The organism is Clostridium sp. KNHs216 (assembly GCF_006714885.1).
Taxonomy (GTDB): Bacteria; Bacillota; Clostridia; order Oscillospirales; family Acutalibacteraceae; genus Caproiciproducens.
The window spans coordinates 521,794-546,947 of the sequence record NZ_VFMF01000001.1; the positions used below are offsets into that span (position 1 = coordinate 521,794).

Consider the following 25,154-nt stretch of genomic DNA (forward strand, 5'->3'; position numbering starts at 1 on the left):
ACTACAGAGTATGCCGAAAACATGCCTTTTGACTATCGGTTATGATTCAATAAGACATACCGCGTGAGCGGCGATTCCCTCGCCCGCACCCGTAAAACCAAGATGCTCCTCGGTGGTGGCCTTCACGCTGATTTGATCCAAGCCAACCCCGCAGGCCGCCGCCAGCCTTTCCCTCATGGCCGCGATATAGGGTTTTAATTTCGGCGCCTGTGCAATGACCGTGGCGTCAATATTTGCAATACGATAATTTTTTTGAGCGAGAAGCGTACAAACCCTCGTAAGCAGCACAAGGCTGTCCGCGTTTTTGAAAGCGGGGTCCGTGTCCGGAAAATGCGTCCCGATATCGCCGAGAGCGGCGGCCCCCAAAAGCGAATCGGCGACGGCGTGGGCAAGCACGTCCGCGTCGGAGTGGCCCAGAAGGCCCTTGTCATAAGGGATTTCGACACCGCCTAAAATCAGCTTTCTGCCCTCCGTCAGCCGGTGTACGTCGTAGCCGTGGCCGATCCTCATAGCGGTACCTCCCTGCCTTTTAAAATGGCCTGCGCAATTTCCACATCTTCCATCGTGGTCAGCTTGATATTCGTATATGTTCCCATGCACAGATGCACCTTAACCCCTATATGTTCAACCAGCTGGCAGTCGTCCGTGTAATCTGCCCCGTCCGCCCGGGCCTGTTGCATCGCCCGCTGGTAAAGTCCCCGTTCAAACACCTGCGGGGTCTGGACCGCCCACATGGTGGAACGCTCCGGAGTGGAAACCACGTAATTATTTTTCCCGATTATTTTAATTGTATCCTTGACGGGAACCGCAAGCGCGGACGCGCCGCACTCATAGGCGTCTTCCACCGACGCGTTGATTTCTTCGGGAGTAATCAGCGCTCTTGCCCCGTCGTGAACGGCAAAATAGGCGGCATTTTCCGGCACCGCGGAAATCCCCGCAGCAACGGACTGCTGCCGGGTAGCGCCCCCTTCGACGATCGCGGTTACTTTTTTGATTCTATATTTCTGAATCTCGTTTCTGACTTGGGCAATATCTTCTTCCCGGCAGACCGCAACGATACTCTGGATTAATTCCGCGCTGCTAAAGGCGGAAAGCGTACGCACAATGGCGGGCATCCCGCAAAGGGGAACAAACTGCTTTGAAAAACCGAGCGCCATGCGGGTAGAGCTTCCGGCGGCAACGATAACGGCACAGCAGTGAGGCTTTTTTCCCATCCATTCGTCCCTTCCTTTTTGATCGGATTTTGATCGAATGGTTATTATTATAATATTTTATCCGCCGCGGCGCAATTACAATCCTGTCACTAATTGAAAATTAAAACTGTGTTAACAATTATAGAGGCGACCCCGCCTGCAGCAATTCCATTTCAGTTTGCAGGACAAAACACGTTCCTCCCCCGCCTTTGGCGGGGGAGGAACGCAACCTTGTTGCAGAATGAACCGGAAATGCTGTATTGAGTTTTTTCCAAGGATCGTATATGATTATGTGTATGAATTCATTGATAAGGACTGGTGATATTATGAACGAGTTACCGGCAAAAAGGGTGTCGGATTCTGAAACGGAACAGATACAGGTTATCTTCGAAAACGATCTGAACGGCCAGGGACGTGTTTTCGGCGGGCGGCTCGCCTCCTGGATCGACATTGTCGCGGGGACCGTTGCGCGCAGGCATTCCAACCGCAATGTCACCACGGCGGAAATCGACACGCTCCGGTTCAAAAGCCCGGTCTACATGACCGACCTGGTGGTTTTACACGGCAAGATTACTTACGTCGGAACGACTTCGATGGAAGTGCGCGTCGACAGCTTTTCCGAGGACCTGTTGGGACAGAGAAGGCTTGTAAACACGGCATATCTGGTCCTTGTAGCACTTGACGAAAACGAAAAGCCGACTCCTGTTCCCGGGCTGATCTGTGAAAGCTTTCAGGAAAAAATGGAATGGGACGCCGGGGAAAAGCGGCGCAACCTGCGCAAACAGCGCCGCCTGGAAGCATACTGAAAACGCCGGCCGATCCGGTATCGGCATCCGAATAAAAAATTTTTTTTGCATCTTCTTCCTGATTCCCGGGCCCTGAATGAAATGCCGTGTACGGTGTAATACTAAGCCTGTGAATCGAAGGGAGTGAATGGTATGTCTGATCGACCCGATCACCGGGAAACCACCCGGGACAGCAAAAAAGAAATCACCCAGCAGGGAAAATCGCCCAAGGAAGTACAGGCCGACCTTTTGGCGGGAGAGCCGGATGATTTGGCCATTGATTTTACAAATGTGATTGATTATCGCGGAGGTGGATCGAACTGATCCGCCTCTTTTATTTGTTGGTGGAAATACTGACCGTGTTTGATTTTAAATTTTTACAGACATAAACCTCCGTATGATAAACCTGGTCGACATAAACATACAGGATATCGTCCGCGCTGATCTTCGTGAGGCTGACCAGCTTCAGATTATCCGGCACCTTGCTCTGGGCGCTGGCGTCGGCGGTTTTGCCCGCAGCCTCCGTTTTGGCGGTATTTTTACAGCCGGTGAAATTCAGCGTCATCACAAGCAGAAGGATAATCAAGATGCTTCGTCTCATAGCAATCACCACCCATGTTAAATAAAACTCCTTTACTTTAAAGGCAGAATAAAAATTCACATCCAATAAAGTAAAGGAGTGCATCAGAATTTAAAAATCAAAATCAGCTTGCGCTTTTCATGTGAAGCCTGAGCCTGTCGCTGATCATTGCAATAAACTCGCTGTTGGTCGGTTTTCCGCGCGTATTGTGGATGGTATAACCGAAATAGGAATTGAGGATATCCACGTCGCCGCGGTCCCACGCGACCTCTATTGCATGGCGAATGGCGCGTTCCACGCGCGAAGCCGTTGTATCATACTGTTTTGCAACGCTGGGGTAAAGCTGTTTGGTAACCGCATTGATAATATCCGGTGTTTCTATTGCCATAATAATTGAGTCTCGTAAATAGTGGTAGCCTTTAATATGAGCAGGGACTCCTATTTGATGGAGTATTTCAGTTACCTGAATTTCAAGCGATGGTTCCGCCGCGGCCGGTGCCTGCTGTCTGGAAGGTACTTTCTGCGTCAAACCGGAAATGGAACAGAGCTGAATGATTCTGTCGGAAAGGTCCGCAGCGTTAAATGGATAAATCGCAAAATAAGCCGCTCCCGACATCATCACTTCACGCTCCAAAGCAGGGCTGGTAAAATTGGAAATAATTACAAACATCGGTCCCATGCCCGGGACCTTTGCCTGAGTCGCTTTCATCACGCCTATTCCATCCAAACGAGGCATAAACAAATCGGCAAGGACAACATCGGGATGGATGGCTTCTATTTTTTCAAGGAGTTTCATGCCATCCTTTTGCGTATAGATTATTTCCATGCCGGATTGTTCGAAAATTCGACCGTAATCACGGTTAAACTCTGCACTGTCATTTGCTATGAGAAGTTTAATACGCTTTTCCATTTTGAGTGTCCCCCTAATAGATTTAATTTACCGTTATATTACCATATATTGGAAAAAATGGCAATAGGTTGTAAAAATATTTTTTGCTAAAAAGGGGAAATATAAAAGCGGGACACCGGATTAAGAAGCTTTTTCTTTGTCATTAGAGCTAACGCTCTGTGAAACCGACAGCATATTTTCAGCGAAAATGCCATATCCTCGTGTCGGATCATTCACAAAAACATGAGTCACAGCGCCGATGATTTTGTCGTTTTGAATAATTGGGCTGCCGCTCATTCCCTGAACGATTCCGCCGGTGGCGTTCAGCAGCTTTTCGTCGGTAATGTGCAAAACCATGTTTTTACTCTGTACATTTTCGCGATAGTCTATTTTTTCGATTTCAGCGGTAAAGTATTGCGGCCTGCCGCCGTCTATGGTCGAAAGGATTTTGACGGGGCCGGCTTTGATGTCCTGTTTCATCGCCACTTCCATGGCTTCTCCTTTCGGAGCGTTATTCAGGGTTCCGTAGACACCGGCCGGAACATTGGCTTCCAGCGTTCCCATCGCGGTATCAGTGCTGAAATATCCCCGAAGCTCTCCCGGACTTCCCTTTTCGCCTTTGGTAATTCCACTGATTGTAACGGGAACGATGTCTCCGTTCAGCAGCGGCATCAGCTCATTGGTGTCCGTATCACAGACACCGTGGCCCAAACCGGCAAAAGATTTCGTAACAGGATTGTAAAAGGTGAGCGTCCCGATTCCCGCAGTGCTGTCCCGCACCCATACGCCGGCTTTGTATTGGGAATCAATTTCGGATTTAACCGGCTGAACGGCGGCCGTAAAGACCTGTCCGTCTCTGGAAACGGTAAAAGTAAGGCTGCGGCCTTCGCTGTCTGTGACCATGTCGATGATCTCCGCGTTGGTATTGACTTTTTTGCCGTCAACCTCCGTAATGATATCGCCGACCTTGAGGCCCGCTACGGCTGCGGGGTTAATGGTTCCGGATGAAGTTTTAATATCGGCTACGCCTACGACAACCACACCGTTTGTAAACATTTTGATCCCAAACGGCGTGCCGCACGGTACCAGAAGCGTTTCCTTGACGACATCCACGTTGACCGTCTTGATGGGTATCACATGATAGAGCATTAGCTTTGCCTTATAACTTTTATTCGGTGACGCATCTATGCCGGTGGAAATATCGGCGCCGTTTTCGGCCACCGCCGTAATTGCGTCCGAACCCCATTGCAGACTGCTTCCGGCAGTAATTTTATAGGAATCAGGTGTGAAATAATCGGCCATGCCGACACTGACAGTATACAAAAGAGCCAGCACAGCCGCGAATGCGGTGAATCCTTTTAGAAATTTTTTCAAAATTTCACCTCCCTTGCGCCGCTCTATTAATCTGCCACGGGACGGTGAAATTATTATGACAATTCTCTTGATTATTGGAATTAACTGGGATTATTTACTCCAATTGCGCTGTCTTAGGCCGAAAATGCCTTGATTTACATGAGATGGGATAAAATCGCAAAGCCCGCGGCGCATAAACGCCGCGGGCTTTGAATTCTTTTCATTTTAAAAAATGCAATTTTATTGCAGTTCGCGTTTCGCTTTCATTTTTTTATAAACAACAATTCCGATATAGAGCAGCAAAAATCCCAAGAGAACCGCGACCAATGTCGCCGTCTGACCGGGACCGCCCATTTTCACTTCCGCCCAAAGCGTATCCAGCAGCAGATTCGTATCTTCGGGAAGGTTGACAAAGGTTTCCGATTTATTCAAAATTTCCTTGCTGGGATAAAAAATGGGATTGTTGACGGTTTCTTCCGGCAAAAGCTCCTTGGCGGCCGACTCCGGCGTGGAATAACCGATATAGTCCACGTTCGCCGCGGCTATTTCGGGGTCACACAGAAAGTTGATGTACGCCTCGGCCTCTTTTTTGTGCTGGGCGCCGGTCGGAATGCACACCGCATCGACAAAGAAGTTTGTCCCTTCCTTTGTCGGGATGGCAAAACCGATATCCGGGTTATCTTCCACCAGAGTGGCGGCGTCCCCCGCGTAATACGGGGCAAGCCAGGCGTCGCCGCTGGACATTTTATCAAAAATCTGGTCCATGACATAGGCCTGAACAAGCGGCTTCTGCTCCTTTAAAAGCTTCGCGGCGTTCTCCCACTCCTCCACATTCGTGCTGTTGTAGGAATAGCCGAGAATTTTCTGCGCGATGCCGAAGGAATCGCGCGGGTTGTCAAACATCAGGATTTTTCCCGTGTACTTCTTATCCCACAGGATTTTCCAGCTGTCGACCGGCTCTTTGACGTATTTTTTATTGTAAAAAATACCGACTACACCCCAGGTGTAGGGGACGGAATATTCATTTTTCGGGTCGTATTTCGGCTTGCGGAACTGCTCGTCGATATACTGGAAATTCGGGATGTTGCTGAAATCCAGCTTTTCAATCATTTTTTCGTCAATCAGCTTCGAGATCATATAATCCGAAGGAATGATAATGTCGTAGTTCGCCCCGCCGTTGGCAAGCTTGGAGTAAAGGGATTCGTTGGTGTCGAACGTGGTATAGTTCACGTCGATGCCGGTCCGCCTGGTAAACTCCTTGTTGACGTCAAGCGTATCGTCGACGCCGTTCGAAATATACTCGCCCCAGTTGTATACATTGATGGTCACCCCTGTTTTCGGCGCGGCGGGCTGTTCGGGCTCTTCCGAAGACGCAAACGCCGACGGACTGACAGTGACGGCAAGCAGTACGGCAGCTGCCAGAGCTGCAATCGTTTTTTTCAAATCTCACCCTCCTCAATCAGGTTTTCTTCCGCTTTCTTGTCTTTTGACTGGCGAAGATTGACAATGATGAGCAGCGCCATGATCGTGCCGAACAGCAATGTCGACAGCGCGTTGATCTCAGGGCTGATTCTCTTTCTTGTCATGGAATAGATAAAGATCGGAAGCGTCTGCGTAGTACCGCTTGTAAAATAGCTGATGACAAAATCGTCTATGGAAAGGGTGAAGGCCATAATCATGCCCGTCACAATTCCCGGCATGATTTCCGGCAGAACCACCTTAAAAAAGGCAAGAACCGGGCTGCACCCAAGGTCCTGTGCCGCTTCATACAGATGGGAATCCATCTGGCGGAGCTTCGGCATGACGGACAAGATCACATAAGGCAGACAGAAGGTAATGTGAGCCAGGATCAGGGAAAACATGCCGAGCGATACGTTCCCCATGCCCTTTGCGAAAAACACGAACAGCAGCATCAGGGAAACGCCGGTGACAATCTCGGGATTGACCATGGGCAGGTTGGTCACATTCATAACCATGCGCTTCATCCATTTATTCATGCCGTTGATGCCGATGGCCGCGGCCGTCCCCAGAACGGTGGAAACGATCGCCGCGATCACCGCGATGACCAGCGTGTTTCTCAGAGCGTTCAGGAGCATACCGTCCTGCATCAGCTGCGCGTACCACTTGAAAGAGAAGCCCGACCAGACGGAACGGCTCATCGTGGTGGAATTATTAAAGGAAAAAACGATCAGTACGAAAATCGGCGCGTAGAGGAACAGGAACAGGACGGCGGAATAAATCCTTGAGATTGTTTTCATATCATGATTCCTCCCCCGTTGCTCTCCCCGTCGTCAAACTGGTTCATAATCCCCATGCAGATAAGAATCAGCACCATAAGGACCAGCGAAATGGCGGAACCCAGATTCGGGTTGTAGGCGCTTCCCAGAAACTGCATGTCGATCAGGTCGCCGATCATCAGGTTTGCGCCGCCGCCGAGCATTTTGGAAATGATAAAGGTGCTGACCGCCGGTACAAAAACCATGGTGATTCCGGAAATCACCCCGGGCATGCTCATGGGAAAAGTGACCTTTGAAAATACCTGCATCTGATTCGCGCCGAGGTCCTGGGCTGCTTCGATCACACTGGAATCGATTTTGGTAAGTACGGAGTAAAGCGGCAGGATCATATACGGAATATAGTTGTAGACCATTCCGAGCACGACCGCGCCCTGCGTATTGATCAAATGCAGCTTGCCCAGGCCGAAGGACGCAAGCAGGCTGTTGATGATCCCGTTGTCCTCCAGCAGGGTCATCCAAGCGTAGGTACGGAGCAGAAAGTTCATCCACATCGGCAGCATGACGAGCATAATCATCATGCTCTGCCTGCGCGCGCTGATGTGGGAAATAATATAGGCAAGCGGATACCCCAGCAGCAGGGAGATCACGGTGGCCAGAGCGCCCAGCCAGATGGAGCGCAGAAAAACGTTGGAATACTGTCCGACTTCGGCGATATTTTTGAAGGTAAACGCCCCGCTCTTATCGGTGAACGCAAAAATAACGATCAGAATCATCGGAACAATAATAAAAATGGACATCCATGCAGCATAAGGAGCCGCGGCTGATTTTGCTTTCATTCTTAATTCTCGACCTCCCCTTCTTCAGGCAGAGGCTGACTGTCCTCGTCCATTTCGTCGCTGAAGGTGCTGTAATCGCCGAACATACCGGAGTATTCCGATTTATGCATAATGTGGATGTCGTCCGGCTGAAGCATCATTCCAATTTTTTTGCCGACCTCCTGAAAATCGGTCGACTGAATCATCCATTTAAAGCCGCGGACGTCCACGATGATTTCGTAATGAACGCCCTTAAAGGTCACGCTGGTAACAATCCCCGACAGATGGCCGGTATCCGGCTCTACCACGTCGATGTCCTCCGGGCGGATCACGACGTCCACCGACTCGTCCGGCTCAAATCCCCTGTCGACGCATTTGAAGGGGTATCCCGCAAATTCCACAAGATAATCCTCATGCATCACGCCGTCAAGGATATTGCTTTCTCCGATAAAATCAGCAACAAAAGCATTTTCCGGCTCATTGTAGATGTCGCGCGGAGAGCCGATCTGCTGAATGGCGCCCTTGTCCATCACCACGACGGTGTCGGACATGGAAAGCGCTTCCTCCTGATCGTGGGTAACAAAAACAAAGGTAATTCCGGTCTGCTGCTGTATCTTTTTAAGCTCAACCTGCATATCCTTACGCAGCTTTAAATCGAGCGCACCCAATGGTTCGTCAAGGAGCAAAACTTTCGGTTCATTCGCAAGCGCCCTCGCAATGGCAACGCGCTGCTGCTGACCGCCGGAAAGCAGATTGACATTTCTGTGCGCAAAACCGTTCAGGTTGACAAGGTTGAGCATTTCTTTTACTGTCGCTTTGACCTGGCTTTCGCTCTTGCCGTGTACCCTCATGCCGAACGCGACGTTGTCGTATACGTTCAGATGCGGAAACAGGGCATATTTCTGAAAGATGGTGTTGACTTCCCTTTTATGCGGCGGAAGATCGTTGATTTTTTTGCCATTGAAAAAAACATCGCCCGTGTCCGGTTTGACAAAGCCGCCGATGATCCTGAGGGTTGTCGTTTTTCCACAACCGGAAGGTCCCAGCAGGGTGACAAATTCACCGTCCCTGATGCTGAGGTTAAAATCCTTCAGCACAATTTCTCCGTCAAACGATACCGCGATGTTTTTTAATGAAATGATGGATGGATTTTCCAAATAGTGCATCCCCTTTGCGGTAAAATTAGTTACGTTAAGCCAAGCGGTTAAACGCAATCCCAGCCACGCCGTTGCCACTGCCCTCCGCAAAGGATTTTTCGCGGTCATTGCTGACTGCGGCAGTGAAGCGTCGCCGATATAGAATTCAGATGCAAACGCAACATATCAAATATAGTGTCATAAATACGATTTGTCAAGATTTTTTGAATATTTCATCAAATTTCTATCGATTTTTTAAATTACACACGAATTTTATTAATTTTCCTCTGTTTTCCGCTGAAATGCTCTGTTTTTCTCCAGACAAAATAATTGTTAAATGGATGAAAAAATCCCGCAGTTTCCTGCGGGATTTGTGAGAAATCAAGCTGTTTTATTTTTTAATAATAACCGCTGCCGTTCTTTTCCGTAAAGACAGAATCCTTTTCACCGTCATAAAGACGCCGGACAAAAATGCCGACAACAGCACGACGCTGAAAACCATACCGCCGTCGGAACCGGAAGCTTCCTGTGCGCTTCTGTCAGCCGCCGCGGCGTTGACGGCGGGAATCATGTTGCTGAAGACGATGGTCCCGGATTTGCTTTCCGCACTCGATTTGCTTTCCACAGCAGCTTCAGCGGAAAGGCTCTTCTCCGCTACGGAGGAAACCGGCTGCGCCGGAGCTTTCACCGCGGCATCCGAATAGAGGACGCTCAGGGCGGCCTGATCCAGAATTCCGGTCTGCGCAAGACCGGAAGCCTTCTGGTAGGCCAGAACGGCCTGTTTGGTAAGGTCCCCGTAGTAAATGGTCGGGTCGCCGGTCATATAGCCCAAAGCGATCAGCCTTTTCTGCATAGAAAGAACAAGCGAGGAATGCATGCCGGGCGTAACGGTTCCCGGTTTCGGGTTTTTCACCGCGCTGGACGCAAACAGCTTTGTCTGTGTGGCCGGATCGGCAATGCCGGTGGAATTGATCCCCGCAGCGCTCTGAAACGCGCTGACGGCATCGGACACGCAGTAATCGTAATAATTGTTTACCGATTCATAATAGTACCCAAGGTCCTTGAGACGCTGCTGCAGCTTTTCCACATCCGCACCTTTGGAATCCGTCTGAAGCGTGAGGTAAGGGGTCGTACCCGAGGATTCCGCAGCAGCCTGGATCGCCTCCCCGGAGGAAGCGGTCAGTGCGCCGGAAGCGCCGAACGTATAGGTAACGCCAGAAATGGTTCTGGTCGTATTGACAACATACTGGCCGTTTTCATAGTAATATTTCTGGCCGTTGAAGCTTGCAAAGCCTGTGGTCGGATATGTAATCTGGGGCAGTTTGAACCACATGGTCCATTTCGGCGTATCGCGGCCGAAAACCTTCTCGTATTTTATATTGACCCCCGTCGCACGGTTGTCCACCGCCATGTTATTGCCGACGTAAACGCCGACATGACCCGGCTGGTACAGAATCAAGCCGTGGATTCGCGGCAGAGAGGAGGAATCGGAGTAATTGATTTTACCCTTTGAGCTGGCGGAATCGAGCATCGCGCCGGAGCTTCCGGCTACGGAAACCAAACTGGGTCTGGGGTCGCTGGAATCGCCTGTCCACCAAAGATACGACTTGATCAGGCCGGAGCAGTCGGTCCCGCGTACTCCGCCGGAAAACTGGCCGTACCCGCCGGCACGGTATTTCCATTCCTCTTTATAAGCCTTGAGGACATGTTCGGAAAGTCCGACTCCTGTTTTGGCGCTTGCCGCGCTGACGGCTGAAGAAACATTCATCGAAAGGATCGCGATAAGGACTGCCGCGACGAACGCTGATAGAAACCCGAACCCCTTTTTCATTTTAACCTCCTGCTGCACTTCCGTTACTCTTTTTTCTACTTTCTGTCTGTAAAAAATGATACATATTCGTTACACATATTACAAATTAGTAACATTTTAACATATGTTTTTCCGGAACGCAACAGGCAAAGACCAGAATTATGAAAAAATTCACAATTCGCGGCAACTTTCGCATACTAAAATTGTTAAATAATTATCTTACAGCAATTCCATTTCAGTTTGCGAGACAATGGACGTCACTCCCCCGCCTTCGGCGGGGGAGTGACGCAAGCTTGTTACAGAATCAGCTGGAAATGCTGTATTCTGGAAAGCAAAGCGGCGGACTAAAGAAGTCCGCCGCGGGAGAATGCCGAAAAAGAGAAGTGACGTGCGCAATGCACCGGAGGGAGTAAAAACTCCTTCAGAGAGGGAGCCAAAACAGGAGACCGTTCTTTTAAAGCAGGGCTTTGACGATCTGATCGGTTTTCATTCCGCGAGAACCTTTGACAAGCACCACGTCTCCCCCGGTCAGAAGGGATTTGAGCATTGCAATCGCTTCCGCGTTGTCTCCAAAGGAATAGCAGACGAAGTCCGGATTGACGCTGCGCGCCCCTTCGGCGATTTCTCTGGCCCGTTCGCCGACCGTCAGCACGATGTCCACCCCCGCCCGGGCGGTATACGCGCCCACATCAAAATGCGCCTGCTGGGAGAAATCGCCAAGCTCCAGCATATCGGCCAGCACCGCGATGCGCTTGCCCGTATGAAAGCCGCACAGGACGTCGACGCTGCTTCTGATCGCGTCGGGGCTGGCATTATAGGAATCGTCGATGATCGTGACATCGCTGACGTGATGGATCTGCTGGCGCATGGCAAGGGGACGGTACTCCGCAAGCTTTGCAGCGGCCTTTTCCATCGGGACACCGAGCGTTCTGGCAACCGCCAGGGCGGCCAGCGCGTTGGTCACGTTATGAAGGCCCAGCGCCGGAAGCTCCACCTCGCAGGACCCGCCCGGAATTACCAGAGTGAACCGGGTGGACGAGGCCGCCGTACGGATATTTTCCGCACGGAAATCGCACCAGGAGGCGGTGCCGAACCAAACGATTTTGATTCCCGGTTTTCCGCGCAGACCCGCAAGGAGCGCGTCGTCCCCGTTCAGAAACAGGATGGAATCCTTATGGAAGCAATCGGTAATATGCAGCTTTTCGTTCAGAATATTCTGCTGCGTTTTGAGCTGCTCAATATGGGAAATGCCAATATTGGTCATAACGGCATAGTCCGGCGCGGCGATCTGCGCCAGACGGCTCATTTCCCCGAAATTGCTCATCCCCATCTCCACCACGGCGGCCTGATGCCTGTCGGAAATCCGGAACATGGTCAGCGGAAGCCCGATCTGGCTGTTATAGTTCCCCTCGGTCTTCATCACGTTGAACGAGCCGGAAAGCGCGAGGGCGACCATTTCCTTCGTGGTCGTTTTGCCTACGCTTCCCGTAATTCCGACAAACGGGATACGGAACCGCTGCCGGTAAACGGCGGCGATCCTCTGCAGGGCCTGTTCCGTGTTCTGCACGCGGATCCACGCGTGGGAGTCGATCATCCCGTCGTGCTCCTGTGTGAGCGTTGCGGCGGCCCCCGCCGCAAAAGTCGCATTGATAAACGAATGGGCGTCCGTCCTTTCCCCCACGATGGGGACAAAGAGGGTGCCGAACTGGATTTTGCGGCTGTCCGTACTGACCGACGTGATCAAAGCATTGGGATCGCCGCAGAGCAGCTTCCCGCCGCAGGCGGCGATAATTTCTCCAACTGTCATTCTCATACTATCACCTATATTTTTCCGTTGATAATATCCGCGATAACCTCGCGTTCATCCAAATGATATTTGACGCCCTGAATTTCTTGATAATCCTCGTGGCCTTTGCCCGCAAGGACGACGATATCGCCGTCTTCGGCGTTCTCCATGCAGTATTTGATCGCTTCCTTACGGTCGGGAATGACCACATATTTTCCGTCCGTTTTGGCGATTCCGACCTTGATGTCCTCAATAATGTCCATGACATCCTCGTAGCGTGAATTATCCGCCGTAATAACGGAAAGGTCGGCGAGCTTTCCGCTGACCTCGCCCATTTCATAGCGGCGGGAACGCGCGCGGTTTCCCCCCGCGCCGAACATGCAGACCAGGCGGTGCGGATGGTACTCGCGCAGAGTCTCCAGAATATTTTCCATGCTCAGCGCATTGTGCGCGTAATCGATCAGCAGAGTATAATTTCCGGGAACACTGACCGGTTCCACCCTTCCCTTGACCTTGACCGTGTTCAGCCCTTCGGCAATCGCCTGCGGGGTCACATCAAAATGGCGGCAGACCGCCGCGGCCGCAAGTGCGTTGTAAACGCTGAACCGTCCTGGGATATCCACGTCCACGCCGAAGGCAAGCTGACCTTCAAGATCAAAATGAACGCCGAGATAACCCGGGCGCGAAATGAGCTTTTCATTACCCGCGCGCAGCCCGGCCTCCTGTGAAAAGCCGTAGGTCTCGATCGTACAGGTATGGCCTTCTATAATTCCCGTGTAATTTTCATCGTCTATATTGATAATACCGGTCCGGCACTGCCGGAACAGCATGCTTTTGCACTGCAGGTACTCTTCCAGTGTTTTATGCTCGTTGCCGCCGATATGGTCGGGCGAAAAATTGGTGAACAGCCCGATGTCAAAGGGAAAGCCCGACACACGGTGGTCCTTGAGCCCGATGGAAGAGGCCTCGATCACGGCGGCTTTGCAGCCGCTGTCCGCCATTTTGCGCAGGAAACGCTGCACATCGTACGATTCCGGCGTGGTGTTGTTCGTCTGAATCACTTCGTCGCCGACAACCGTCCCGATGGTCCCGATGATGCCGGTCCTGATTCCGCCCGCCTCAAGAATGGAACGGATCATATAGGAAACCGTCGTTTTGCCCTTCGTGCCGGTAATGCCCACCACGCGTAGCTGATCGGCGGGGTGCCCGAAATAGGCCGCCGACATCACCGCCATGGCATAGCGCGTATTTTCCACCAGGATCACCGCCGCGCCGTGCACCGTTACCGGGCGCTGCGCGACAATCGCGGCCGCGCCGGCGTCCGCCGCCTGCTGCGCAAAGTCGTGGCTGTCGACGGAAGAGCCGCACAGGCACACGAACACACAGTTTTTAATCACCCTGCGCGAATCGTAAACGATATCGGTTATTTCAACGTCCGTGTTGCCGGAGCAGGTATATTTTAATCCTTCGAGTATGTTTTTTAACTGCATAATCCAGCCTCCGTATCCATAATTTAGAGCATTTCCAGTTGATTCTGCAACAAGGTTGCGTTCCTCCCCCGCCTTCGGCGAGGGAGGAACATGTTTTGTCCCGCAAACGTAACTGGAATTACTATAGAAACTCTTCTGATGATACAATAAAGATATGTCAAAGTCAATTGTATTAGCCCGGTAACCCTTCTTTGCGGTTACATGACACTTTCCACTTTATGTATGATATTTGGACTGTGGAACTGTTTTGTATAGATACAACCGTTCCGGATAATGCTAACATACAGTCAAACAGCGTACACGGCGCTTAAAACGATAGAAAGGGAGCATACGTGATGGGAACTGTGAATGAAAAACTGGAATCCTACGGACTGAAAAAAGTATTGAGCTACCTGGACAACAATCCTGAGGAAAACGTACCGAAGGTCTTAAGCTGGGTACGCAGATTCGACAGGGAGGATTATTATCACAACGCTTACGATCTGGTTGGGGAAGCGCTGAAAAATCCGGAAAACAACTGGTACAAACTGATTATGAGCCTTTATGACGACATTGATTCCGGTGTCAGGAAAAAAATGTTCGAAAATTTCCTGATCAATTCCTCCATTGTAGGCTGTCAGCGCAAAAATAAAAACGAAGAAAAGTACGACTGCAACATTCCGTGGGCAATCCTGATGGACCCCACCTCCGCGTGCAACCTGCACTGCAAGGGCTGCTGGGCGGCGGATTACGGCAACAAGATGAACATGAGCTTTGAGACGCTCGACAGCATCATCGAGCAGGGGAAAAAGCTCGGCACCTATATGTATATCTATTCCGGCGGCGAGCCGCTCGTACGGAAGGACGATATTATCAGGCTGTGCGAAAAACACAGCGACTGCGAATTCCTGGCCTTTACGAACGCAACGCTCATCGATGAAGCGTTCGCTGACGAAATGCTGCGGGTAAAGAATTTCGTGCCCGCAATCAGCGTGGAGGGCTTTGAAGAAGCCACCGATTTCCGCCGCGGAGAAGGCACCTATCAGGCGGTCATCAAAGCGATGGAGATTTTAAAAGAGAAAAAGCTTCCGTTCGGCATTTCCTGCTGCTATACCAGCAAGAACACCGACGTGATCGGCAGCGAGGAATACTTTGACGACATGATTTCGAAAGGCGCAAAATTCGCGTGGTTCTTCACCTATATGCCGGTCGGGGCCGACGCGGTCCCCGAGCTGATGGCTTCCGCGGAGCAAAGGGAGTTCATGTATCACCAGATCCGGAAATTCAGGGAAACCAAGCCGCTGTTCACCATGGACTTCTGGAACGACGGCGAGTATGTACAGGGATGCATTGCGGGCGGACGCTGCTACCTGCACATCAACGCGAACGGGGATATCGAGCCGTGCGCGTTTATCCATTATGCAGATTCCAACATCAAGGACAAAACGCTTCTGGAAGCTTACCAGTCCCCGCTGTTCATGCAGTACCGCAGGAACCAGCCGTTCAACGGAAATCACCTGCGCCCCTGCCCTCTGCTCGACAATCCGGGCAGACTGTCCGACATAGTGCACAAGTCCGGCGCACAATCGACGGACATGACTCATCCCGAGGATGTTGAGGAGCTGAGCGCAAAATGCGTTAACGCCGCGAAGAACTGGGCTCCCGTCGCGGAAAGGCTCTGGGACGAATCCCACCCCGAAGAACAGGAAAATGCGGGCTGACCGCCCTGTAAAAAAACGGCAGACTTTGCCGTCAGTCGGAAAAAGCTCCTGCTTTGGTACCAAAGCAGGAGCTTTTTATGTTATTTGCCGCCAATCAGCGCATACAGCTTTTTGATTTCCTCTTCATTGGTATAATCACACTGTGCCAGAGACTGTGAAAACTCCGCGCGTTTTTCCTCATGCAGCAGCAAATCTTCCAGGCCCGCTTCAACCCCCTCGCTGTCCATGGGAACGATCAGTCCGTTTCTGCCGGAATCGATCTGATCGCGGGCCGTGGAAAAATCGGTGAGAAGAATCGGGCGGCACATGACCATCGCCTCGTCGACGGCGATGGATTTGCCCTCAAACCGGGACGGCTGCAGGTAGACGTCGCACTCCTTCAGATACGGGTACGGATTGGGGCGCTCCCCCATGAACCGGACGTAATCGCCGATGTCGAGTTCCCGGATCATCGCCTCCAGGTTTTCCTTTTCCGGGCCGATTCCGATGATATACCACTTAAAGCGAAGCCCCTTCTTCTTTAACGCGGCAATGGCGGGCAGCGCAATGTCAAGTCCCTTCTGGTGGGAAAGACGGGCAATGGACAGTACGCGCAGGCCGGAAAAATCATCTTCAAAGTCGGCCGGTTCTCCAGCCATCTGGCGCATGAAGGTGGAGGAAATAATATTGTAGATCACATGGAACCGGTCGGCATACTCCGGAAAAGTGTTCTCAAGCGCAGTCTTACAGGATTCGGAAACCGTGCACAGCGCGTTCAGTTTTCCGACAAACGCACGGTCAAACTCGCTGTTCAAGCCCATTGCCGTATAATCGCCGTGGATAAACCCGATTTTGACGGGGCTTTTGACCTTGGTGACGGCGTAATAAATCGGCTGGCCTTCCATAAAGGCCACCACCGCGTCGTATTCCTTCTGGGAAGTCCGGATAAAACACCTTTCCACATTCCACATGCGCACCAGCCGCTCGCCCATGGTCCCGCGCAGACCGGCAAAGGAAACCAGCAGGCGGCAGAGCGCGATCCGCGGATGCCCCTTTCTGATGAGGGCAAAAAAGGCCTGGCGGATATTTAATTTATATTCCGCCGGAAAGAGCGGAGGCAGAAGGTTTACCTTCGGTGAAACGCGGCTCAGAAACAGGCCGTCATTTGCGAAAAGCTGAAGGTCGACCTCGTAATTTTCATAATCGAACAAAGACAGCACCGTGACCAGGCTTTTTTCAATGCCGCCGCTGTGCAGGCTGTAATTGATAAAAAGAACACGTTTTTTCGCCATTATCTTTTCCCCGCGTTTTTCAACAGCATATTGGAATAAATCCGGTAGAACAAATAGACGGCCGGCGTTATTCTGGACCGGATAACCCGCAGGACGATCCTGTCCGCACGGGTGCCGTTTTTCAGGTAGTCGGAACGGGCCGCAACCCGGAGCACCGGATTCCGGAGAATGCCGCGCACCTCTTTGTATCTTTTCGCAAAGCTCTTATCATTATTAGGGCTAAAGCAGTTGACCAGAGAAGAATGCGCCGCGCTGCGGAGAAGCCACGCAAGGTGACGTTCCCCATACTGGGCGTAAAGACCTTTTTTCTGCAAAAAGTCACGCACCACATGATAGCAGGCGGTCATCATTTCCATTTTTCTGGGACGGTACCGGGTGCTTAACGATTCGGGATTATAACGGTAATGATAATAGGCCCCTCCAAGAACAAGCACTTTGTCCGTCAGGCAGTGCGCCATGATCGATACCGGAAGATCTTCCAGCATGATTTCCTGCTCATTGAAATACGAAAGGTGATTTCCCAGAAACCACTCCCGGCGGAAAAACCTGCGCCACGCGCAGCCGAGCATCTCTACCTGCCGCCAGGGGCTGTCCGTCGGATCGGGGCCGATCAGCTCCCGGAGCAGGATTTCCCGCGTTTCCCGATCGAAAGCAGGGAAACTCACCGGCAGCTTGCAGACACGGTGCTCCTCCGCTTTACTGTTTTCGCGTACAAAGTTAAAGACGACCATATCCGCGGCACATTTTTCCGCAGAGGAATACAGGTTCTGCAATGCCTCCGGGTCAAGCCAGTCGTCGGAATCCACAAAAGAGAGGTATTTTCCGGCGGCGCGGGCGGCGCCGTAATTGCGGGTATTTCCCAGGCCTCCATGGGGCTTGTCCAGCACCCGGACACGGGAGTCCTTCTCATATGTCCGCGCAAGCTCCAGCGAACGGTCGGTCGATGCGTCGTTTACTAAAAGAATCTCTATATCCGTCAGCGTCTGCGCCAAAATGCTTTCGACACACTGCGCCAAATACTTTTCTACGTTATATACCGGTACAATCACACTTACTTTTGGCAAGATCAGACCTCCTTCTCTTCGTCGCCCCGGCGGCAGCGTCCTTTTCCGGACAGCACCGGGCATCCTTCCAGCCCCCGCATCAAACCGGTTAAGAACCGGGAAACAGGCGCCAGCCAACGTATTCGCATATAAAAATACATCTTATGATACCATTTTCTGTGAACCAATACAAGATTATTTTGCAGCAGCGTGTTGAAATGCAGCATTTTGTATGCTATTCTTTTATATATTTCTATTTTAAATCGATCAGGAGGCTGTTTTCCGATGAAGGACTGCCTGGTATTGTTAACGAAAACGTTCCCTTTCGACAAAGGGGAAGAATTCATAGAAGACGAACTTCCTCTTCTGGTGAAAGCATTCGATCAGGTCATTATCGTGGCCACAAGCACTGCCGACAACCCGGTACAGACAAGAAGCGTGCCTGAAAACGTCTGCGTCCACAACATTCGTGCATCCAAGGTCAAACGCAGCCTTGCCGGAGCGGTGGCAAGACAGTTTCCTTTTAAGGATTACAAGGGCTATTCCGGAAAAGATGAGCGGAACGCCGTAAAGGGATCGCTGAAAAAAAACCTTTATCTGAGTTATTTTATCGCGAAATCCGAAATCGTGTACGATGAAACGGTTAAAATTCTCGCCCCGTATTCCCTGCAGCAATACGACGGCGTAACGTTTTACAGCTATTGGTTCTACGATATCGCCATGGCGGCGGTAAGGCTCAAACGGTACTGTCAGGCAAAAGCCAAGCTGGCGGTCTGCCGGGCGCACGGCTACGACCTTTACGCTTACCGCAACTCCATGAATTATCTGCCGCTGCGGCATTACCTTCTGAAAAACATAGACAAGGTCTACACCTGCTCCCAAGACGGAAACGATTACTTGACCGGCCTGTATCCCCAATACGCGGGAAAAATCCAGACCGCCTATCTGGGTACGCGGGATTACGGGACGACGGAATCAGACGGAACGGGACCTTTCCAGATTGTCAGCTGCTGCCACATCGTCCCGCTCAAACGCGTGGATCTGCTTGCCAAATCCCTGAGTCTGCTGAATAGCAGCGGTCTTGCGCTGAAATGGACGCATTTCGGCGGCGGCGACGCATTGGAAGAGCTGAAAAAATACGCGGAGGAAAATCTGCGGTTTATGGAGTATGATTTCCGGGGAGAAGTGAAAAATTCCGACCTGATGGCCTATTACCAAAACACCCCGGTAGACCTGTTCGTCAACACCAGCAGCACGGAGGGGCTTCCTGTCAGCATTATGGAAGCCTGCTCGTTCGGAATTCCCGCGATTGCAACGGATGTGGGAGGAACCGGAGAAATCGTCCGCGACGGCGAAACCGGCTTTTTAATCGAGGCGGATTTTACCCCGGACAAGCTGGCTTCGGCCATTCGTTCCGTGGCGGAGTTACCGGCGGAAGAAAGAAAAAAGCTGCGTGAAAACTGCCGGTCGGTTTTTCTGAGCACCTTTTGTGCGCAGGACAATTTTGCCGCTTTCGCCCAGCAGATTAAACCGCTTTAAAAAGAACCACGGCAAAAACATCATCGAAAATACCATGTGCCGAACATGCGCTTTGACAGGCTGAAAAGCCTTTGCAGAGGGCATGTTTTTTCATTTTTGGACCGCTTTATAAACACAGATTTTCCGCCTTTTTGGGTTCTGTGCGGTTCTTCGATTTCGGACAAAATGAATAAGCCGCCGCAGGAGGAACATACTATCAGCGGTGATAAAAACATGACCATTTCATTTATAAGGACCTTACTGCTCTACATAGTCATTATTGTAGCGGTAAGGCTGATGGGTAAACGGCAGATCAGCGAGCTGCAGACAAGCGAGCTCGTCGTGACCCTCCTGATTTCCGATATTGCGGCAATCCCGATGCAGGACACCGGGCAGCCCCTGGTAAGCGGGTTCATTCCCATCGCGGTGCTCGTAATGTGTGAAATCCTCGTATCCGGCCTGATGCTGAAAAGTACGAAATTCCGAAAGCTGATCTGCGGCAGACCGATCATTGTAATCAATGACGGGAAGGTAGACCAGAAGGAAATGCGCCGCCTGCGCATGAGCACGGAGGACCTCTCCGAGCAGCTGCGGCAGAAAAACGTGTTCAGTCTTGAGGACGTTGCCTACGCGATTGTGGAGACAAACGGAAAGATGAGCATCATCAAAAAGACGGACAAGGAGCAGCCGACCGCCGGTATGCTGGGCGTGGCGCTGCCGGATACCGGGCTCGAAACCGTCGTCATCAGCGACGGAGTCATCTCCGACTTTTCCCTTCAGCTGTGCAACAAAAGCCGGGAATGGCTGGAAGGCGTTCTGCGCGGCAAAAACATCAGCACCGACCAGATTTTTATTATGACGGCCAACAGAAAGGGAGATTTCAATATTATCAAGAAGGATGAAAAACAATGAAACGTTTATGGGCCTGCGCAGTGATCCTCGTTCTGCTCATAACGGTTTGCACCTACGGAACGGTCAAAACCCAAAAGGTCAGCGAACAGATGACCAAAACCCTCGAAAGCGCCCGACAGGCGGCGCTGGAGGGCGATCTTGAAACAGCACAGAAGCTGAGCCAAAAGGCCGCGGACGACTGGCACGGCTATCACGAAGTGCTGTGCACCTTCATGCCGCACGCGCCGCTGGAAGCCGTTGACCAGACGCTCTCAGGGCTTCCCATGCTCTGTTATTTTGAGGGAACTGACCAATTCGGGGCGGACTGCGACCGTGGTATCACACAGATCATGTATCTGAACGAATCCCAGCTTCCCTCCATTGAAAATATCTTTTAAAAAAAAAGCGGCAGGTTATACCTGCCGCTTTCCCCGTTTTTATAAAACTTTTCAGGACCTGCTTTTAATCATCCTGTTCAATTCATCCATAAAGGTATTGATATCCTTGAACTGACGGTAAACCGAGGCAAAACGAACGTACGCCACCTCGTCCACGTCCTTCAGCTTTTCCATAGCGTACTTGCCGATCAGGCTGGAGGGTACTTCGCGGTCAAGCGAATTCTGGAGCATGTTTTCGATTTCGTCCACAATGCGTTCCAGCGTGTCGATGGACACGGGCCGCTTTTCACACGCGCGCAAAAGGCCGTTCAACAGCTTATTGCGGTCGAAGGTTTCACGCGATTTATCTTTTTTTATCACAACAATGGGCACCGTTTCGATTACCTCATAGGTTGTGAAGCGCTTGGTACATTTCAAGCATTCCCTGCGCCGCCGGATTCTTTCGCCTTCGTCGGTCGGGCGGGAATCAATGACTTTTGACTCTTCATGGCCGCAATACGGGCACCGCATTGTAAAATCACCTCTATAAAACTATTTGTATAATTATAGCATATTTTTTCAGCCATTAGCAAGCGTTTATGAAACAAAATATTAGTAAATTAGACCATCTACGACTTTTTTTGCGCCTGTCAATTCGTTCAGTTCGCCAAAATTGCGCCGGTAGACCTCGATAACCAGGTCCCCGTTGTAGCCGGATTTCTGCATCAGCTGTTTCAGCGCGCCGAAATTCATGGTTCCGCTGCCGGGCAAAAGGCAGTCCTCCCCCGGTTTATTGTCGTTAATATGGACGTGAACCAGCCTTTCCCCCATCGCCGCGCACATCTGAAAGGGATCCTCCCCTCCGCGCACCGCCTGCTTGACATCCAGCACAAACGCACAGTCCTCGTGCAGATATTCCCGCATTCTCGAGATAAACCCGGGCTCGTTGCTGCGGAACAGATTGACATTCTCCTGCGCCACCGTGACGCCGAACGTTTTCCCCAGCGCATAGAGCCGCGCGTAATGTTCAAAATATTCCTGCTCGGTGATTCTGCTGCGTTTGTCGTTGCGCTGGCCGTGAAGCACCAGAATTTCCGCGCCCAGAAGGTTCGCGGCGTGAAAGTACCGTTTATAGAACTCCAAACCGTCGTCGGAACGGCGCTGGTAATCCGAAAAAAGAAGGAAGCTTTCAAAGCCGGAGGTGAACGGATGAACGGACTTCACGATACTTCCGCTGTCATCCGCCATTCTTTTTAATTCTTTGATATATTTCGGTCTTAATTCGCTGATTGTATTGATAAACACCTCAAAAAGGTGGAAGTCAAGCGCGATTAATGCCGGAAGAGCCTGTTCCAGTTCCATGGGATAAAGGCAGGCCGTTGAGATGCCGGAACGCATAGTATCACCCCTTTTTTAAGATTATATCCCGACGGAAGAAAAATGTCCAGATTAATCAATGCACGGCTGGATATTCTATATATTGCCGGGAAAAACAAATTTCTTAACAAGGCCCGGACCATTGGAAATCGGCTGCACGGCCTGATCGGCAGCCTGGCCTAAAAGAAAGCGGGAGAAGAAATCATGATAAACGAAAACGCATCTTTGCTGGAAGAAATCTATCAGGCAACAAAAATGGGGCTGGAAGCGACTCAGCTGATCATTCCCAAGGTCCAAAATCCACAGCTGCGCACCGAAATAGAGGATCATGCTCTGCGCTATCAGGATATGGGCGCGAAAGCAAAGCAGATGCTTCACACCGACGGAAGGATGCCGAAGCCGGAAAAGACGATGCAGAAGGCGATGCTGCGCGGGTCCATCCAGATCAACACGATGATGAACCAGACCCCGTCGCACATAGCCAAACTAATGATTAACGGCACCGCCATGGGAATCAAAGACATCACCAAAAACCTGAACCGGCTTGACGGAGCCGACACCGAAGTCAAGAAGCTGGCGGAAGATTATATCATCAATGAGCAGAAAAACATTGACGAATTGAAGAAGCATCTTTGAAGAACTTGATTTAACCGCGCTATTTCATTATAATATGGGAGCGGGGCCCGAACGCTCCGCACTTTACATATAAGGGGTTTTTACTGCTATGGGTTTGCTGAGCGCAAGCAATTTGAATAAATCCTTCGGCGCCGATGTGATTTTCAGCGGCGTCTCTTTTGAGATACAGGAAAACGACCGCATAGGGCTTGTGGGGATCAACGGCTCGGGCAAGACCACTCTGCTCAAGCTGCTGACCGGCGAAACGCAGCCGGACGGCGGCGATATTTTCAAGGCGAATTCGACCGTTCTGGGCTATATGGAACAGCATGTCTGCCGCGATCTGGAAAGAAGCGCCTACAGCGAGGTGCTGACCGTATTTTCCGCACTTTTGGAAATGGAAAAGGAACTGGAAAGCATCAATCTGCAGCTGCAGACAAAACCGAAGGACATTGACCGGCTGATAGAAAAGCAGGCCTCGATGAACGACCGCTTTGTCGCACAGGGCGGGCTGACCTGTAAAAGCAGGGCGCGCTCCGCGCTGCTGGGGCTCGGTTTCGACGACGAGCAGATGGGGCTGCCGATCGCCGTGCTGAGCGGCGGGCAGAAGGCGAAGCTGCAGCTGGCGAAAATGCTGCTGTGCGGCGCCAACCTGCTGCTGCTGGACGAACCGACCAACCATCTGGATATCTCCTCCGTGGAATGGCTGGAGGATTTCCTGCGTTCCTACGGCGGCTCCTTCGTGGTCATCTCCCATGACCGGTATTTTCTGGACAAAGTGACCAACCGTACCTTTGAAATGGAAAACGGCCGCCTGATGCCGTACAAGGGCAATTACAGCACCTACCTTGCCCAGAAAGACGAAAACAATCTGGCGGCGCAGCGCAAGTACGACATTACCCAGAAGGAAATCAAGCGCATTGAGGGAATCGTGGCGCAGCAGCGGCAATGGAACAAGGAACGGAGCATCCGGACCGCGGAAAGCAAAATGAAGGTGATCGAACGGCTGGAAAAAACGCTGGAAAAGCCGGATGAAAAACCGGACGGCATCCATTTTGATTTCGGTATCCGCCAGCGGGGCGGAAACGACGTCCTGAGCACCGAAAACCTTGCCCTGCAATTCGACGGCAAACTGCTGTTTCAGAATGTGAATCTTGAAATCCACCGGGGCGAAAGAATTTTTCTGATCGGGCCGAACGGCTGCGGAAAGACATCCCTTTTAAAGACGCTTTTGGGGATCAACACCCCCTCCGGCGGTGAATTCCGCTTTGGCGCGGGAATCGACGTCGGCTATTACGACCAGATTCAGGCGGGCCTGCATCCGGAAAAAACCGTGATCGACGAAATCTGGGATTCCTACCCGAAAATGACCCAGACCGATATCCGAAACGCGCTGGCCGTCTTTCTATTCAAGGGTGACGACGTGTTCAAAGCCGTGGAGTCTTTAAGCGGCGGAGAGCGGGCGCGCGTTCTTTTGCTCCGCCTGATGCTTTCCATGGACAACTTCCTTTTGCTGGACGAGCCTACCAACCATCTGGATATCGACTCCCTCGAAGCGCTGGAGGCGGCGCTGCAGAGCTACGAAGGCACCCTGCTGATCGTATCCCACGACCGCTACCTGATCAACAAAATCGCCGACCGGGTCTATTATCTTGACAGGGACGGCGCGCAGGAATTTATCGGCGGCTACGACAGTTATCTTGAAAAAAGCCGCACAAAGGCCGCGGAAACGGCGGAGCCCTCCGCCGTGAAGCCGAACGAGTACCGGCTGCAGAAGGAACGCGACGCGTCTATCCGGAAGGAAAAGGCGGAGCTGAAACGCAGCGAAGCAAGGATCGACGAGCTGGAAGCGGAAATCACCGCTTTAAAGGAAGAGCTCTCCAAACCGGAAGTGGCCAGCGACTACGAGGCGGCGATGAAAATCACCGAAAAAATAGACTGCCTGACCAAAGAGAACGAAGAGCTGTTTCAGCGCTGGAGCGATCTGGCGCTGAAATATCAGGAATAAAAAAAGCAGTCCGGATCACCGGACTGCTTACCATCAATTTAGTTTTGTGTCTGCGGTCTAAACTGTTCAAGCTGGGAGATAAACTCTTTCCCTTCCTCACCCGGAACTTCGATCGTGATCGGCTTGGACAGATCCAGGCTAAATACTCCCATAATTGATTTCGCGTCAATTTTGTATCTATCTGTAGTCAGGTTAATCGGAAAGGTATAGCTGTTCGTCAGCGTTACAAACTTTTTGACAGCCTCAATGCTGGAAAGTAAAATAGAAGTTGTATACATAA

Annotated in this window: 26 protein-coding genes; 8 read left to right on the plus strand and 18 right to left on the minus strand. The window is 51.4% G+C overall.

Going from position 1 to position 25,154, the window contains the following annotated elements:
• Positions 1 to 39: 39 nt before the first annotated feature.
• Positions 40 to 510 carry a 2-C-methyl-D-erythritol 2,4-cyclodiphosphate synthase gene (gene ispF, locus LY85_RS02620; RefSeq protein ID WP_141825347.1) on the minus strand — a complete coding sequence of 157 codons (471 nt, stop codon included), beginning with the start codon at positions 508 to 510 and terminating at the stop codon, positions 40 to 42.
• A complete protein-coding gene (gene ispD, locus LY85_RS02625; protein WP_141825348.1) occupies positions 507 to 1,214 on the minus strand; it encodes a 2-C-methyl-D-erythritol 4-phosphate cytidylyltransferase in 708 nt (235 codons plus the stop codon). The genes ispF and ispD overlap by 4 nt, the downstream gene beginning before the upstream one ends.
• Before the next feature lie 305 nt (positions 1,215 to 1,519).
• Here ispD and LY85_RS02630 point away from each other — a divergent pair, with 305 nt between their 5' ends.
• A complete protein-coding gene (locus LY85_RS02630; RefSeq protein ID WP_141825349.1) occupies positions 1,520 to 1,999 on the plus strand; it encodes an acyl-CoA thioesterase in 480 nt (159 codons plus the stop codon).
• Between the two features lie 132 nt (positions 2,000 to 2,131).
• Positions 2,132 to 2,302, plus strand: coding sequence for a hypothetical protein (locus LY85_RS19160; protein WP_185741075.1), 171 nt, complete (start codon positions 2,132 to 2,134; stop codon positions 2,300 to 2,302).
• Positions 2,303 to 2,312: 10 nt separating this feature from the next.
• Here LY85_RS19160 and LY85_RS02635 read toward each other — a convergent pair whose 3' ends face one another.
• The 10 genes from LY85_RS02635 to LY85_RS02680 all read right to left on the minus strand — a co-directional run bounded on the left by LY85_RS02635 (position 2,313) and on the right by LY85_RS02680 (position 14,074).
• On the minus strand, positions 2,313 to 2,579 hold the full coding sequence (locus LY85_RS02635) for a hypothetical protein (RefSeq protein WP_141825350.1): 267 nt from the start codon (positions 2,577 to 2,579) through the stop codon (positions 2,313 to 2,315).
• 103 nt (positions 2,580 to 2,682) lie between these two features.
• Entirely contained in the window at positions 2,683 to 3,468 is a 786-nt protein-coding gene (gene spo0A, locus LY85_RS02640) for a sporulation transcription factor Spo0A (RefSeq protein WP_038324417.1), read from the minus strand.
• Between the two features lie 120 nt (positions 3,469 to 3,588).
• Positions 3,589 to 4,821, minus strand: coding sequence for a SpoIVB peptidase (spoIVB, locus tag LY85_RS02645; RefSeq protein WP_243122462.1), 1,233 nt, complete (start codon positions 4,819 to 4,821; stop codon positions 3,589 to 3,591).
• Positions 4,822 to 5,040: 219 nt separating this feature from the next.
• The gene (locus tag LY85_RS02650; protein ID WP_243122463.1) at positions 5,041 to 6,243 is read right to left on the minus strand and encodes a spermidine/putrescine ABC transporter substrate-binding protein; all 1,203 of its coding nucleotides are present in this window, start codon (positions 6,241 to 6,243) and stop codon (positions 5,041 to 5,043) included.
• Positions 6,240 to 7,058 (minus strand): ABC transporter permease, encoded by an 819-nt coding sequence (locus LY85_RS02655; RefSeq protein ID WP_141825351.1) that lies wholly within the window; start codon positions 7,056 to 7,058, stop codon positions 6,240 to 6,242. Before LY85_RS02655 ends, LY85_RS02650 begins: the two co-directional genes overlap by 4 nt.
• The gene (locus tag LY85_RS02660) at positions 7,055 to 7,873 is read right to left on the minus strand and encodes an ABC transporter permease (RefSeq protein WP_141825352.1); all 819 of its coding nucleotides are present in this window, start codon (positions 7,871 to 7,873) and stop codon (positions 7,055 to 7,057) included. The genes LY85_RS02655 and LY85_RS02660 overlap by 4 nt, the downstream gene beginning before the upstream one ends.
• Before the next feature lie 2 nt (positions 7,874 to 7,875).
• A complete protein-coding gene (potA, locus tag LY85_RS02665) occupies positions 7,876 to 9,009 on the minus strand; it encodes a spermidine/putrescine ABC transporter ATP-binding protein (protein WP_141825353.1) in 1,134 nt (377 codons plus the stop codon).
• 370 nt (positions 9,010 to 9,379) lie between these two features.
• On the minus strand, positions 9,380 to 10,819 hold the full coding sequence (locus LY85_RS02670; RefSeq protein ID WP_141825354.1) for a peptidoglycan-binding protein: 1,440 nt from the start codon (positions 10,817 to 10,819) through the stop codon (positions 9,380 to 9,382).
• A 433-nt stretch (positions 10,820 to 11,252) separates the two neighbouring features.
• On the minus strand, positions 11,253 to 12,605 hold the full coding sequence (murF, locus tag LY85_RS02675) for a UDP-N-acetylmuramoyl-tripeptide--D-alanyl-D-alanine ligase (protein WP_243122464.1): 1,353 nt from the start codon (positions 12,603 to 12,605) through the stop codon (positions 11,253 to 11,255).
• Positions 12,606 to 12,619: 14 nt separating this feature from the next.
• Entirely contained in the window at positions 12,620 to 14,074 is a 1,455-nt protein-coding gene (locus LY85_RS02680) for a UDP-N-acetylmuramoyl-L-alanyl-D-glutamate--2,6-diaminopimelate ligase (protein WP_141825356.1), read from the minus strand.
• A 335-nt stretch (positions 14,075 to 14,409) separates the two neighbouring features.
• Here LY85_RS02680 and LY85_RS02685 point away from each other — a divergent pair, with 335 nt between their 5' ends.
• Entirely contained in the window at positions 14,410 to 15,774 is a 1,365-nt protein-coding gene (locus LY85_RS02685; RefSeq protein ID WP_141825357.1) for a radical SAM protein, read from the plus strand.
• A gap of 80 nt (positions 15,775 to 15,854) precedes the next feature.
• Here the strand turns inward: LY85_RS02685 and LY85_RS02690 are convergent, their stop codons facing one another.
• Genes LY85_RS02690 through LY85_RS19650 form a run of 3 tightly spaced genes read right to left on the minus strand, consistent with a single transcriptional unit; the run spans position 15,855 to position 18,237 of the window.
• Positions 15,855 to 17,045 carry a glycosyltransferase gene (locus LY85_RS02690; protein ID WP_141825358.1) on the minus strand — a complete coding sequence of 397 codons (1,191 nt, stop codon included), beginning with the start codon at positions 17,043 to 17,045 and terminating at the stop codon, positions 15,855 to 15,857.
• Complete coding sequence (locus LY85_RS02695; protein ID WP_038324577.1) at positions 17,045 to 18,109, minus strand: glycosyltransferase family 2 protein; 1,065 nt, start codon at positions 18,107 to 18,109, stop codon at positions 17,045 to 17,047. Before LY85_RS02695 ends, LY85_RS02690 begins: the two co-directional genes overlap by 1 nt.
• A 2-nt stretch (positions 18,110 to 18,111) precedes the next feature.
• Positions 18,112 to 18,237: a hypothetical protein gene (locus LY85_RS19650; RefSeq protein ID WP_279230983.1), complete on the minus strand. Its 126-nt coding sequence runs from the start codon at positions 18,235 to 18,237 to the stop codon at positions 18,112 to 18,114.
• A 136-nt stretch (positions 18,238 to 18,373) separates the two neighbouring features.
• Here LY85_RS19650 and LY85_RS02700 point away from each other — a divergent pair, with 136 nt between their 5' ends.
• The 3 genes from LY85_RS02700 to LY85_RS02710 all read left to right on the plus strand — a co-directional run bounded on the left by LY85_RS02700 (position 18,374) and on the right by LY85_RS02710 (position 20,895).
• Positions 18,374 to 19,627: a glycosyltransferase gene (locus LY85_RS02700; RefSeq protein WP_141825359.1), complete on the plus strand. Its 1,254-nt coding sequence runs from the start codon at positions 18,374 to 18,376 to the stop codon at positions 19,625 to 19,627.
• 213 nt (positions 19,628 to 19,840) lie between these two features.
• Positions 19,841 to 20,518 (plus strand): DUF421 domain-containing protein, encoded by a 678-nt coding sequence (locus tag LY85_RS02705; protein ID WP_038324623.1) that lies wholly within the window; start codon positions 19,841 to 19,843, stop codon positions 20,516 to 20,518.
• Positions 20,515 to 20,895: a DUF4363 family protein gene (locus LY85_RS02710; RefSeq protein WP_038324581.1), complete on the plus strand. Its 381-nt coding sequence runs from the start codon at positions 20,515 to 20,517 to the stop codon at positions 20,893 to 20,895. The genes LY85_RS02705 and LY85_RS02710 overlap by 4 nt, the downstream gene beginning before the upstream one ends.
• A gap of 51 nt (positions 20,896 to 20,946) precedes the next feature.
• Here LY85_RS02710 and nrdR read toward each other — a convergent pair whose 3' ends face one another.
• Both nrdR and LY85_RS02720 read right to left on the minus strand, forming a co-directional pair.
• Positions 20,947 to 21,405: a transcriptional regulator NrdR gene (gene nrdR, locus LY85_RS02715; RefSeq protein ID WP_038324582.1), complete on the minus strand. Its 459-nt coding sequence runs from the start codon at positions 21,403 to 21,405 to the stop codon at positions 20,947 to 20,949.
• An 81-nt stretch (positions 21,406 to 21,486) separates the two neighbouring features.
• Entirely contained in the window at positions 21,487 to 22,272 is a 786-nt protein-coding gene (locus tag LY85_RS02720; RefSeq protein ID WP_141825360.1) for a sugar phosphate isomerase/epimerase, read from the minus strand.
• 183 nt (positions 22,273 to 22,455) lie between these two features.
• On the opposite strand from LY85_RS02720, the gene LY85_RS02725 reads away from it, so the two are divergent.
• Both LY85_RS02725 and abc-f read left to right on the plus strand, forming a co-directional pair.
• Positions 22,456 to 22,887 carry a hypothetical protein gene (locus tag LY85_RS02725; RefSeq protein WP_141397600.1) on the plus strand — a complete coding sequence of 144 codons (432 nt, stop codon included), beginning with the start codon at positions 22,456 to 22,458 and terminating at the stop codon, positions 22,885 to 22,887.
• 88 nt (positions 22,888 to 22,975) lie between these two features.
• Positions 22,976 to 24,874 carry a ribosomal protection-like ABC-F family protein gene (gene abc-f, locus LY85_RS02730; RefSeq protein WP_141825361.1) on the plus strand — a complete coding sequence of 633 codons (1,899 nt, stop codon included), beginning with the start codon at positions 22,976 to 22,978 and terminating at the stop codon, positions 24,872 to 24,874.
• A 38-nt stretch (positions 24,875 to 24,912) separates the two neighbouring features.
• Here the strand turns inward: abc-f and LY85_RS02735 are convergent, their stop codons facing one another.
• Positions 24,913 to 25,152, minus strand: coding sequence for an HPr family phosphocarrier protein (locus LY85_RS02735; RefSeq protein WP_038324589.1), 240 nt, complete (start codon positions 25,150 to 25,152; stop codon positions 24,913 to 24,915).
• Positions 25,153 to 25,154: the final 2 nt, after the last annotated feature.